The 12,420-nt window shown below is 60.1% G+C and carries 12 protein-coding genes; 7 read left to right on the top strand and 5 right to left on the bottom strand.

Annotated features, from left to right (window positions below):
• Positions 1-5: 5 nt before the first annotated feature.
• Genes OC605_RS16220 through OC605_RS16205 form a run of 4 tightly spaced genes read right to left on the bottom strand, consistent with a single transcriptional unit; the run spans position 6 to position 5,282 of the window.
• Positions 6-1,766 carry an ABC transporter ATP-binding protein gene (locus OC605_RS16220; RefSeq protein ID WP_262138155.1) on the bottom strand — a complete coding sequence of 587 codons (1,761 nt, stop codon included), beginning with the start codon at positions 1,764-1,766 and terminating at the stop codon, positions 6-8.
• Positions 1,763-2,956 (bottom strand): beta-glucosidase, encoded by a 1,194-nt coding sequence (locus OC605_RS16215; protein WP_262138153.1) that lies wholly within the window; start codon positions 2,954-2,956, stop codon positions 1,763-1,765. The genes OC605_RS16220 and OC605_RS16215 overlap by 4 nt, the downstream gene beginning before the upstream one ends.
• Positions 2,953-4,125 (bottom strand): UDP-galactopyranose mutase, encoded by a 1,173-nt coding sequence (gene glf, locus OC605_RS16210; protein WP_262138151.1) that lies wholly within the window; start codon positions 4,123-4,125, stop codon positions 2,953-2,955. The genes OC605_RS16215 and glf overlap by 4 nt, the downstream gene beginning before the upstream one ends.
• Positions 4,113-5,282 carry a glycosyltransferase family 1 protein gene (locus OC605_RS16205; RefSeq protein ID WP_262138150.1) on the bottom strand — a complete coding sequence of 390 codons (1,170 nt, stop codon included), beginning with the start codon at positions 5,280-5,282 and terminating at the stop codon, positions 4,113-4,115. Before OC605_RS16205 ends, glf begins: the two co-directional genes overlap by 13 nt.
• Positions 5,283-5,600: 318 nt before the next feature.
• Here OC605_RS16205 and galE point away from each other — a divergent pair, with 318 nt between their 5' ends.
• The gene (gene galE, locus OC605_RS16200; RefSeq protein WP_262138233.1) at positions 5,601-6,626 is read left to right on the top strand and encodes a UDP-glucose 4-epimerase GalE; all 1,026 of its coding nucleotides are present in this window, start codon (positions 5,601-5,603) and stop codon (positions 6,624-6,626) included.
• Between the two features lie 13 nt (positions 6,627-6,639).
• Here the strand turns inward: galE and OC605_RS16195 are convergent, their stop codons facing one another.
• Positions 6,640-6,954: a hypothetical protein gene (locus OC605_RS16195; protein WP_016774554.1), complete on the bottom strand. Its 315-nt coding sequence runs from the start codon at positions 6,952-6,954 to the stop codon at positions 6,640-6,642.
• Between the two features lie 320 nt (positions 6,955-7,274).
• On the opposite strand from OC605_RS16195, the gene cyoA reads away from it, so the two are divergent.
• From cyoA to OC605_RS16165, 6 genes are read left to right on the top strand one after another with little or no spacing between them, the layout of a single operon-like run.
• Positions 7,275-8,204, top strand: coding sequence for a ubiquinol oxidase subunit II (gene cyoA / locus OC605_RS16190; RefSeq protein ID WP_110646534.1), 930 nt, complete (start codon positions 7,275-7,277; stop codon positions 8,202-8,204).
• A gap of 3 nt (positions 8,205-8,207) precedes the next feature.
• Positions 8,208-10,181, top strand: coding sequence for a cytochrome o ubiquinol oxidase subunit I (gene cyoB, locus OC605_RS16185; protein ID WP_039760284.1), 1,974 nt, complete (start codon positions 8,208-8,210; stop codon positions 10,179-10,181).
• A 2-nt stretch (positions 10,182-10,183) separates the two neighbouring features.
• The gene (locus OC605_RS16180) at positions 10,184-10,798 is read left to right on the top strand and encodes a cytochrome o ubiquinol oxidase subunit III (RefSeq protein WP_110599448.1); all 615 of its coding nucleotides are present in this window, start codon (positions 10,184-10,186) and stop codon (positions 10,796-10,798) included.
• 1 nt (position 10,799) lies between these two features.
• Positions 10,800-11,138 carry a cytochrome o ubiquinol oxidase subunit IV gene (cyoD, locus tag OC605_RS16175; RefSeq protein ID WP_016774550.1) on the top strand — a complete coding sequence of 113 codons (339 nt, stop codon included), beginning with the start codon at positions 10,800-10,802 and terminating at the stop codon, positions 11,136-11,138.
• Positions 11,096-12,121 carry a heme o synthase gene (gene cyoE / locus OC605_RS16170; RefSeq protein ID WP_130926570.1) on the top strand — a complete coding sequence of 342 codons (1,026 nt, stop codon included), beginning with the start codon at positions 11,096-11,098 and terminating at the stop codon, positions 12,119-12,121. The genes cyoD and cyoE overlap by 43 nt, the downstream gene beginning before the upstream one ends.
• The gene (locus OC605_RS16165; protein ID WP_024012801.1) at positions 12,114-12,374 is read left to right on the top strand and encodes a metallothionein; all 261 of its coding nucleotides are present in this window, start codon (positions 12,114-12,116) and stop codon (positions 12,372-12,374) included. Before cyoE ends, OC605_RS16165 begins: the two co-directional genes overlap by 8 nt.
• Positions 12,375-12,420: the final 46 nt, after the last annotated feature.

Below are 12,420 nucleotides of genomic sequence, written 5' to 3'. Positions count from 1 at the left end.
CTTGTTCAACGGTTGTGCACCATCGCCTGCATCTGCCACAGCGTGCGGAACCGCCCTTGGCTTTCGCGCAGTTCTTCGGGAGTGCCGTCCTGGACGATCTCGCCGTCCTCCAGCACCAGCACCCGGTCGAAGTTGGCGATGGTCGAGAGGCGATGGGCCACGGCGAGTACCGTGCGGCCGCGCATCAGGTTGCTCAATGCACGCTGGATGATCGCTTCGGAATCGGAATCCAGTGCCGAGGTCGCCTCGTCGAGAATCAGGATCGGTGCGTCCTTCAAAAATGCCCGCGCCAGCCCGAGACGCTGGCGCTGCCCACCGGACAAGGTCACCCCGCGCTCACCGACCGGCGTGTGATAACCCTGCGGCAGCGCCTGGACGAACTCGTCGCAAAACGCTTGGTGCGCCGCATCGATGATCTGCTGCTCGGTGGCGTGCGGTTGGCCGTAGCCGATGTTTTCCAGAATGCTGCGATTGAACAGCGTTGGCTCCTGCGGCACTACCGCGATCTGCCGGCGCAGGCTGTCCTGGCTGACGGAGCGGATGTCGCGGTCGTCGATCAGGATCACCCCGCTGCGCACATCATCCAGACGTTGCAACAAACCAAGCAAGGTGGACTTTCCCGAGCCAGAGCTACCGGCAATGCCAACACTTTGCCCGGCGGGAATATCCACGAAGAAATGCTCGAAGACCTTGCGCCCGTCCGGGTAGACGTAACTGACGTCGAGCATTTTGATGTGCCCGCGCGTCGGCGCCAGTTCCTCCAAGGCGTCGCTGAGTTCGTGGGGCTGGGCGACGATGCTCAATGTTTCGCTGATCACGCCCATTTGCTGGCTGGTTTCCACCAGGGCCAGCGCCAGTTCGCGCGAACCGTGCAGGATGCGGAAGGTCAACGCGCTGACCATCACCACATCCCCCGGCGTGACCTGCCCCGCACGCCACAGCAGGATGGCCCAGCCAAGCATGCCGCCGGCCATGACCGTCAGGCAGATGTCGTGCAGCACCCGGGCCTTTTCCATGTACATCCAGCTGCTGCGGTGCGAATCGGCCTCGATACCGATCTCGCGCTCAAGCCGCAGGCGCTCGCGTTCGCGGCCAGAGAAGGCCTTGATCGTCCAGACGTTGGAGACCAGATCGACAATCTCGCCACCGACCCGCGCCGATTGCGAAGCGAAGGCGATGTGTCGGCTGCGGCCGCGCACGCCGAATATGGTAATCAGCGCGGCGACGACTATCACGCAACCGACCAACGCCAGCGCCATCGCACCGTGCACCGCCAACAGCAAGGCCACGGCGCCGATAAAATCCACGCATGGCGGCACGATACGCCAGGTCAGTCCGCCATAGACCTTGTCGGCAGCGGCGCCGATCGCCGAGACCCGATTGGCCAGGGAACCGGAGAAATGCCGCCGGAAATAACGCATCGGGTGGCCAGTCAGGTGATGGAAAAGGTCGACGCGCAAATCGGCGCAACTGCCGACGATGGTGTGGCAACCGACCCAACCGCCGAGGCGCCACAGCAGGTTTTCCATCACGATCAACGCCATGAACAGGCCGAACGCGTGCCAGACCTGTTCCGCCGCCGACCCGGCGGCCATGGCATCGACCAGCAGTTTCATGCCGTACTGCACCACCACCGAGCAGCACGCCGCGCCGGTCACCAGGCCGACCATGGCGATGAAATGCGCCGGGCGGATTCTTATGTAGCGCCATAGAAACGCGGCGGCTGACGCCGGCAACGGTTCATCGCGCCTGCGCTGAAAGTTCATCTCCCCTGCCCCTCAACACGCCGGCCATTGACCCGGCGCAGATTTGCGGCAATCCGCTCGGGCACTTGCGCCAGCTCGACGTGCAGGGGATGAAACGCCGCGCGCTCGCCCTCGCCATCTGGGTAGCCAAACACACCGGTGGGGCAATAACGGCCGTTATCCCAGCCCGGATAATCGAGAAACGGGTACCAGCAAATCCCCTGCACCGGCACACCGCGTTCGAGGGCAAGCAGCGTCTGCTCGACGATGTATGCCAGCCACAGCAGGCGTTCTTCATCTTCGGCACCGGTTTCAGCGATCAGCACTGGCCGCTGATAACGCTGGTGCAGTTCCTTGAGCATGCCCGACAACGGCCGGAAGTCGCGCTCGCCGCGAAGGATCCGTCGGCCGTGGAAATACCACTGGTTATGCGCATAGAAATTGGCGCCGACGATATCCAGGTAATGCTCCTGCCCACCCAGACCCGGCCATTCGCGGCCGGTGAGCAGATCCCACGCCTGAAATTGCGACAGCCGATAGGCCTCAGCGGCTTCGATATCGTCAATGCGCCGGGAGCCGGCGATCACATGGATCAACGGATCGCACTGGACAAACCGCGCATTCGGGACCTGTTCGCGAATCGCTTCGATCGCAGCAATGCTCGCCCGCACCAATTGATGCTTGAGTTCCTGCGCGCGCCCGCGTGCGTTCGGATTGAAATACGCCACCTCGCCTCCCGCCCAACTCCAGAAGGAAATCTCGTTGATCGGCGAGTAGAACGGAACGCTCACGCCCTCGTCGGCCATCAGCTTCGCTGCAGCAGCGGCGAAGCGGGCGAAACGCTCGACAAATGCCGGGCGCCAGATATCCAGATCATCCGGGTAGCCGTAATGGCACAGATCCCAGACCACCTGCACTTGCTGCGCTTGTGCCGCTTTGAGCATCGGCAGAAAACTGCTCCAGTCATAGCGCCCGGGGCTGCGCTCGATCAGATGCCAGCGCAAGCCGTCGCGGGCGCAACGAATGTTCAACTCGCTTAGTCGCTGGTAGTCCTTGGCGGCCCAGCGCGCATGCCCGGTGTCGGCCAGCAGATCCAGGCGCCGACCGTCCTGGCGGCGCTGGCTGGAACATTCGAAACCGGCCATGACGAAGCTGCTGAAAATCGAAGACGCATCTGCGCCGGGCTCGTCGCCTTTCGGCTGCGCGGTCATGAAGCATCGATCTCGGTTGCAGCCGTGGTCTCTGCCTGCGCCGCTTGAATATCCCGATACAGGGCCAGCGCCTGCCCCACCACCTGGTCCATGTTGTAGTACTTGTAGGTGCCCAGTCGCCCAAGGAAAGTGACGTTCGGAACCTGCTCGGCGAGTGCGCGATAGCGTTTGTACAGCTCAGCGTTTTCCGCGCGCGGCACCGGGTAATACGGGTCGCCGTCGTCACACGGATATTCGTAAGTGATGCTGGTGCACGGGTGCGTTTGCCCGGTCAGGTGTTTGTATTCAGTGATGCGCGTATACGGCACATCCGGGTGCGGATAATTCACCACCGCCACCGGTTGATAGTGTTCCTGCTCGAGGGTCTGGTGCTCGAAGCGCAGCGACCGATACGGCAAACGGCCCAACTGGAAATCGAAGTATTCGTCGATCGGGCCGCAGTAGATCAGATGCGCGTACTTCACCTCGTCGTGCACCGCCTTGAAATCGGTACTGAGCAACAGATCGATGTTCGGGTGATCGAGCATGCGTTCGAACATTTGCGTGTAGCCGCCCGAGGGCATGATCTGGAAGGTGTCAGCGAAATAGCGGTCGTCTTCGCTGGTCCGCGTCGGAATGCGCGAAGTCACCGATTTATCCAGTGCCGAGGGATCCAGCCCCCATTGCTTGCGCGTGTAGCCACGGAAAAATTTCTCGTAGAGTTCACGGCCGATCTGATTGACCACGACGTCTTCGGAGGTGCGAATGGTCGCCACCGGTTCGGCGCGTTCGGCGAGGAAAACCTCGGCTTCCGCGGAGGACATCGACAAGCCGTAGAGCGTATTCAATGTGGTCAGATTGATTGGAATCGGCACCAGTTGGCCGTCGACCTGGGCGAGAACTCGATGCTCGTAGGGTCGCCATTCGGTGAAGCGCGACAGGTAATCGACAATGCGCTGGGCATTGGTGTGAAAGATGTGCGGGCCATAACGATGCACCAGCACGCCGGCGGCGTCGTAGTGATCGTAGGCATTGCCGGCGATATGCGGGCGCCGGTCAATCAGTAACACTCGGCGGCCCAATCCTTCGGCCAGACGCTCGGCGATGACACTGCCGGCGAACCCGGCACCGACGATCAGGTAGTCATAGGCTTGGCCGGACTTGGCGCGCTCAAGGCTTATCGTAGGCATTCGATCTGCTCCTGCATGAAGCGGCTGGTGTTGTCCCACGACATGCCGGCGATCGCGGCATCGGCGCGCTGCAGAAATTCGATGGTGCCTTTGAGTGGCAAAGCTTTTTCGATCGCCTCGACGAAGGCCTCGGCAGTGTCGGCGATGAACACCGCGCCGCTCTCGCCGTAGCCGCTGATCACATCGTGAATCGGCGTCGACACCACTGGGCAACCGCCAGCGAGGTATTCGGGAGTCTTGGTCGGGCTGATGTAACGCGTGGAGGCGTTGAGGGCGAACGGCATCAGTGCCACGTCCCAGCCAGCGAGGTAGTCCGGCAGCTCGGCATATTGCTTGCCGCCCAGATAATGAATGTTCGGCCGTTGCGGCAGCGTCTGCGGATCGATCTTCACCACCGGACCGATTAGCACGATCTGCCAGTCGGGACGCATTGCCGCCACGCGATCAATCAGTTTGATATCGAAGCGTTCGTCGATCACACCAAAGAAGCCCAGGCGTGGCCGCGCTATGGATGCTTGATCGGGCGGTTCCGGCAGTGCCTGCCGCGCCGCCGCGAAATGCGCGATGTCGACGCTGCTCGGTACCGGATAGGCATTGCCGTGCTGGCGTTGCTTCACCTCCCACAGACTGAAGCCGCCGGTAAACACCACGTCAGCCCGGGCGAGCAGTTGCTGTTCCATGTCGATCAAGCGCGCCGGCGCGCCCATGAACGCCGACAGTTCATCCATGCAGTCATAGACGGTAACCCGAGCGTCGAGGTGCTCGGTAAACAGCAGGCTCATCGGCGTGAAATACCAAAGGAGCAGATCGCCCTGAACGCGCCCGGCGAGATGTTCATCGAGCAATTGCCTCTGCGCCTGCTCGATCGCCTCGCCACTCATGCCGATCGGCAATTGCGGCACCGCCACTTCTATTCCCGCCGCCGGATTCGAAAGCTCGAGTCTGGGCGTGGCGTCTTCGACAAATACCGGCTCTTCGAAAAACACCACGTCGTAGTGTCTGGCCAATCGCGACATGACGTGCTGCGGCCGTTGATAAACAAATCCCCAGCGCAGATGCGACAGGCACACCAACGTGGGTCGCACCTGAAGGGATGCTTCGACAGCATTTTGCGCGCTCGCCAGTGCAAGCGCCTCGGGTTGTTCTGCCAGGTTCATAGCCAGATCCTCATCAAAAAAACAAGACGACTCAGTGCCGAGCCACCGGGCCGTCACACTTGTCGACACTGCAAGTGCAGGGCATTTCTCGATGAGGCCGTAAGGCTCTTGAAGGTTGGAATAGCCGCGTTCACGCGACGTTCAGCCCAACTTCGAGCGCAGCCGATGAAGTGCACATACCGGCTGGCAAACAAGGTTGAACTTGCCGATCAATCCAGCCCCTACCGTCCAGAACAACCATGGTTTTTGCCGCCGCACAGGCGCATCGAAACCATCTACGAAGCCATCGCCGATGGCGTCATTTGTGAGGGCGGGCGCATGATCTTGATTACGGGTGGTGCGGGATACATTGGTGCGCATGTCGCACTGCAATGGCTGGGCAACGGCGAGGATGTGGTGATCCTCGACAACTTGTGCAACAGCCAGCGCGCGGCAATCGAGCGCATCAGTACGCTGGCCGGGAAACGACCGGAGTTCATTCAGGGTGATGTGCGCAATCGACGACTGCTCGACAATCTTCTGCACGATTACCCGATCGATGCCGTGGTGCATTGCGCCGGGTTGAAAGCGGTCGGCGAAAGCGTGCGTGAACCTCTGCGCTATTTCGACACCAATGTCGGCGGCAGCCTGACGCTGTGCCAGGCCATGGCCCAGGCCCGAGTTTTCCATCTGGTGTTCAGTTCATCGGCCACTGTTTATGGCGACTGCGCCACCCTGCCAATCAACGAAAACTGCGCCACTGGCCAGCCGACCAATCCTTACGGCATGTCGAAACTGATGTCGGAAAACATCATGAAGAGTGTCGCCAGTTCCGACCCGCGCTGGTCGATCGGCCTGCTGCGCTATTTCAATCCGATTGGTGCGCACCCTTCCGGCCTGCTCGGCGAGGCACCCACCAGCACGCCCAACAACCTGCTCCCCTATCTGCTGGAAGTTGCCAGTGGCCAGCGCGCGCAGCTGTCAGTGTTCGGCAACGATTACCCGACCCCGGACGGCACCGGCATTCGCGATTATCTGCACGTCGTCGACCTTGCACTCGGGCACGTCTGCGCGCTCGACGCCTTGCGCGATCGCCATGGTGTGAGCATCTGGAACCTCGGTACCGGGCGCGGCTATTCGGTGCTGGAGGTGATCAGCGCCTTCGAACAGGTCACCGGCATCAAGATCCCGTTGCGTATTGAAGCGCGGCGCCCCGGCGACATTGCGCGCTGCTGGGCGGACCCGCAAAAAGCCCTCGAAGAACTGGGCTGGCAGGCGAGCCGCTCACTGCACAGCATGCTCGCCGATGCCTGGCGCTGGCAGTGCAATCAACTCGGCCAGGTTGACGTTCGCCAGGCCAATTGAAAGCTGCGCACGGTCACTCATTCTCGTGGCCGTGCGCATCGGCACAGGACAATCGTCCGGACTCGCCGCCGGCAATTCGTTCTGCCTGATCGATGCCACGTTTGAGCGCGTCCTCGACTTCCCATTCCACGCCGGGCAATTTCCTGATGCGTTCGTAAGCGCATTCGCCGGTCGCGGTGTAAACGCTGATGAACATTTCGACGTCGCCATCATCGGCTTCCCGTGCCCGCACCTCGATATGACAGCCGTTTTCAACTTCTTCGGTATGGCACTTTTCCGCCTTTTCCGTCGCCTTCCATTTGTTGTAGGTTTCGCCGCGTTTGAACATGTCGTACTCCTGAACTCAACTCGCTCACGTCAAAGATCTTTCCTTTGGCGGAATAATTCCACGGATTGCCAAGAGGCATTTTCAGCATAGCGCGTTGATTCGCGCCCGCCGTTTCGCTAGTTCAACCGTTCGTCAGCTTGCGTAACATTCTGTAAAACCAACGCCGGAATGCTCATTCAAAAAGTTCGAGGCCCAGGCGAGCTCAAGTACAACTCGTTATTCAGCCCAGCGTGATTAGCCGGTACAGAAACAGGGTTTTCTGTCCATGGCCAACTGTTGCCCGAAGAAAACAAGGATCGATATAAAGAACAGGAGCATGTATGAAGCGAACAATCAGCTATTGCCTGGTCTATCTCGCTACCAGCGTTCTGCTCGCCGGTTGCAATCTGGTGGTGTTCAACCCCAAGGGCGATGTTGCCCGAGATGAACGCGACCTGATCATTCTCGCCACGGGCCTGATGCTGTTGGTGGTGATCCCGGTCATCGTCATGACCTTCCTGTTCGCCTATCGCTACCGCGCGACCAACAAGAAGGCCCGTTATTCGCCGCGTTGGGCCAGTTCGCACAAGATCGAGGCGGTGGTCTGGGGCGTGCCGTTCCTGATTATTTGCGTACTCGGCTGGGTGACCTGGGAAACCACCCACGCACTCGATCCCTATCGCCCGTTGGACTCCGACGTGCCGCACCTCAATGTGCAAGTGGTGGCAACGGACTGGAAATGGCTGTTCATCTACCCCGATCTGGGCATTGCCTCGGTCAATGAACTGGCGATACCGGTGAATACGCCGGTGAGTTTTACCGTCACTTCCGACGCGGCCATGACTTCATTCTTTATTCCGGCACTCGGTGGGCAGATATATGCCATGGCCGGCATGCAGACCAAGTTGCATTTGATCGCCAATGAAATCGGCCAGTATCGCGGGATTGCTGCGAACTATAACGGCCACGGTTTTTCCGACATGCACTTCAGCACCCTGGCACTCAGTGGCGCTGATTACGAGGCGTGGGTCAACAAAGTCAAAGCGGCGCCCGGGCAACTTGATCAAGCCAGTTATGCCGAGTTGGCCAAGCCTTCAGTGGCGCACAAGATCACTTATTACTCGGCTGTGCAGGAGCGACTGTTTCTCGACATCGTCGACAAATACGAAGGGATGAACAAAGCACCGCGCAAGAAGGAAACCCAGGTGCAACGCAACGGTGACGATGTGCGCGTCAATCAACAACCGAGTCTGCTGGCCGAGGAGCGTTAAATCATGTTCGGGAAACTTTCATGGGACGCGGTTCCATTGCACGAGCCGATTGTCATGTACACCCTGGCTATCGTCGGCCTGATGGGTTTTGCCCTGGTCGGTACCGTCACCTGGAAGCGCAAGTGGGGCTACCTGTGGCGCGAGTGGTTCACTTCGGTCGATCACAAGAAGATCGGCTGCATGTACATCATCGTCGCGCTGGTCATGCTGCTGCGCGGTTTCTCCGACGCGATCATGATGCGTACCCAACAGGCCATGGCATCCAGTGGCGGGCCGGGTTATCTGCCGCCGGAACACTACGACCAGATCTTCACCGCCCACGGCGTGATCATGATTTTCTTCATGGCCATGCCCTTCGTGGTCGGCCTGATGAACATCGTCGTGCCACTGCAGATCGGCGCCCGCGACGTCGCCTACCCGTTCCTCAACGCGCTGAGCTTCTGGTTGTTCGTCGTGGGTGCGGCGCTGGTGAACATCTCGCTGGGCGTTGGTGAGTTTGCCCGCACCGGTTGGGTCGCCTACCCGCCCCTGTCCGAACTTGGCTACAGCCCCGGGGTCGGGGTGGATTACTACATCTGGTCATTACAGATATCCGGAATAGGGACGCTGTTAACCGGGGTTAACTTCTTCGTGACCATCCTGAAGATGCGCACCGAAGGCATGACCCTGTTCAAGATGCCGGTGTTCACCTGGAACGCACTGTGCACCTCGATCCTGATTCTTGCTGCATTCCCGATCCTTACCGCCACCCTGTTGATGCTGACCCTCGATCGATATCTGGGCATGCATTTTTTCACCAACGAGGCCGGCGGCAACCCGATGATGTACGTCAACCTCATCTGGGCCTGGGGCCATCCGGAGGTGTACATCCTGATCCTGCCGGCGTTCGGGATCTTCTCGGAGATCGCCGCGACCTTCAGCAGCAAGCGCCTGTTCGGCTATGTCTCGCTGGTGTGGGCGACGATTGCGATCACGATTCTGTCGTTCATCGTCTGGCTGCACCACTTCTTCACCATGGGCGCGGGGGCCAACGTCAACGCGTTCTTCGGCATCATGACGATGATCATTGCAGTGCCGACCGGGGTGAAGATCTTCACCTGGCTGTTCACCATGTATCGCGGCCGCGTGCGCTTCGAAACGCCGATGCTGTGGACGCTGGGCTTTATCGTCACGTTCAGTATCGGCGGCATGACCGGCGTGCTGCTGGCGGTGCCCGGCGCCGACTTCCTGCTGCACAACAGCCTGTTCCTGATCGCGCACTTCCATAACGTGATCATCGGTGGCGCGGTGTTCGGCTACATGGCCGGGCTGACTTACTGGTTCCCCAAGGCGTTCGGCTTCCGCCTCAACGACCGCCTCGGGCGCATCGCGTTCTGGTGCTGGCTGGTGGGTTTCTACTTCGCGTTCATGCCCTCGTACGTGCTGGGTTTCATGGGCATGACCCGGCGCCTGAACCATTTCGACAACCCGGCCTGGCAACCGTGGCTGCTGCTGGAACTGTTTGGCGTCGGCATCATTCTCTGCGGCGTGTCCGCGCAGGCGTTGCAGCTCTACGTGAGCATCCGCAACCGCGCGAAACTGCGCGACCTCACCGGCGACCCGTGGGACGGCCGTACGCTGGAATGGGCCACGGCCTCACCGCCACCGTTCTACAACTTCGCCGAGCAACCGAAAGTCAACGACCTCGACGCCTATTGGGGCATGAAGGAGCGCGGCGTCAGCACCCTCAGCCACACCGACTACCGCGCCATCCATATGCCGCGCAACACCTCCGCCGGCCTGGTGATCAGTGTCTTCGCGCTGATCTGCAGCTTCGCTCTGGTGTGGCATATCTGGTGGCTGGCGATCTTCGGCCTGGTCGCTTCTGTGGTAGCGATGATCGTGCGCAGCTACGACGAAGACATCGATTATTTCGTCCCGGCGCAGGAAGTGGCGCGAATTGAAAAAGCGCGTCTCAAAGACTTGGCGGAGGCTTGAACATGTCCAATATCGTTCTGGATAAAGACATCGCGCACAGCCATGAACATGGCCATGAAGACGCGGGCTCGATGCGCATTTTCGGTTTCTGGATCTACCTGATGACCGACTGCATCCTGTTTGCGACGCTGTTCGCAGGCTATGCCGTACTGCGTGACAGCGTGGCTGGCGGGCCCTCGACCGTCGACATTTTCGAATTGCCCTATGTCCTTGCCGAAACCGCGTTGCTGCTGCTCAGCAGCATCACATACGGCTACGCGATGCTGGCGATGAACCGCAATGACAAAGCCCATGTGCTGCGCTGGCTTGGCGTCACCTTCGTGCTGGGTTGCGGCTTCATCGCCATGGAAATCAACGAATTCCATCATCTGATCGCAGAAGGCTACGGGCCGGATCGCAGCGGTTTCCTCACCGCGTTCTTCACCCTCGTCGGCACCCACGGCGCGCACGTGCTCAGTGGTCTGGTGTGGATGGCGGTGTTGATGCTGCAAGTAAGCAGCCGGGGCCTGACCAACACCAATACGACACGCTTGAGTTGCCTGAGTCTGTTCTGGCACTTCCTCGATGTGGTGTGGATCTGCGTATTTACCGTGGTTTATCTGCTGGGGGTGGTGTGACATGTATAACCAGAGTCCGATTCATAGCAGTGCCGGCACCAGCCATGGCACCAGTCGTTCATACATGGTCGGTTTCATTATTTCAGTGATTCTGACCGTCATTCCCTTTGGCCTGGTCATGTACCCGACGTTGCCACGCAGCGTCACCGCTTGGGTGGTGGTTGCACTTGGCGTGGTGCAGGTCTTCGCCCACCTCAAATATTTCCTGCATCTGGACACCGCCAAGGAGCAACGCTGGAACCTCAGAGCGCTGATCTTCTCGGTGGTGATCATTCTTCTGCTGGTGGGGCTTTCGCTATGGATCATGGACAGCATTCACCACAACATGCTGGCGCACTGAAGCAATGGCGGCTGTCGCTGAATGTCGGGCTGGAACTGACCAAGCCCGGCATCATCGTCGGCAATCTGGCTTCGGTGTTCGGCGGCTATCTGCTTGCCGCCGGTGGCCGCCCGGTGTCCCTGGCGCATTTATTGGCCGCCCTGCTCGGCACCGCGCTGGTCATCGCTTGCGGTTGCGTGATCAACAACTGCGTCGACCGCGATATCGACCGGCGCATGGTGCGCACCTGTCATCGGGCGCTGGCCGTTCGCGCTGTGTCGTTGCCCAGTGCGTTTTGCTACGCGACGGTGCTGGGTGTGATCGGCTTCGGTTTGCTGTGGGTCGGCACCACAGCACTGGCCTGCGCCATGGCGGCAGTCGGTCTGATGGTTTATGCGGGCGTTTATACCTGCCTGATGAAACGCCGTTCGCACTGGGGCACGCTGGTCGGCAGCCTGTCCGGGGCCATGCCACCGGTGGTCGGTTATTGCGCCGTGACCGGCAGCTTCGATGCCACGGCGCTGATGCTCATCGTGGTGTTTTGCTGCTGGCAGATGCCCCACTCCCACGCGATAACCGTCATGCGCCATGAAGACTTTCGTGCCGCCGGATTGCCAACCTTGACGCTCAGACAGGCACGACGCGAGATCAACCTGTACATGGTCGCGTTCCTGATCAGCGCGGCGATATTGGGCTGGGTTGCGGCTATCAATGTTTCTTATCCGCTGGTGGTACTTGGCCTGGGCGGCTACTGGTTTTATCTGACGTTGCGACCGGTGCGAACCACCAATGCGAAAGTCTGGGCGCGGCGCATTTTCAGCGTATCGATCCTGCTGATCCTGGCGCTGAATCTTTCCCTCGCGTTGAACGCCGTACTGCCCTCGCCCTCTGCGCTCTACCACTCATCGGGCGTGGGGGAAAATCATCAAACGCAGGTGCGGGGCGGGTTATCAGAATCGGTAACGACTGCCTTTACAGACCACCTGGAGGAAACCCATGGCTAACGATCCTTCAACAATTGATTGCGCCTGCCCGGGCTGCACCTGCAAATGCAGCGGCGAGCAAACCTTCGAGCGTGACGGCAAGCAGTTTTGCAGTCAGGCCTGCGCGGATCTTCACCCGAAGGGCCAACCCTGCCCGTCCTCGACCTGCCATTGCGAGCAGAACCTTGGGGCCGATGAGCGCAATGTCAGTGACTCGAAACTGGATCAGGCAGTCGAGGAAACCTTCCCTGCCAGCGATCCGATTTCACCGTGATCCGCCAAGGGTGCTCGCCTTCGAGGCACTTTTTTATATCAGCAGG

This window comes from Pseudomonas sp. Marseille-Q5117 (assembly GCF_946901175.1).
Lineage (GTDB): Bacteria > Pseudomonadota > Gammaproteobacteria > Pseudomonadales > Pseudomonadaceae > Aquipseudomonas > Aquipseudomonas iranensis.
The sequence above is the reverse complement of the archived record's forward strand: the minus strand, read 5'-3'. Positions and strand labels throughout refer to the sequence as shown.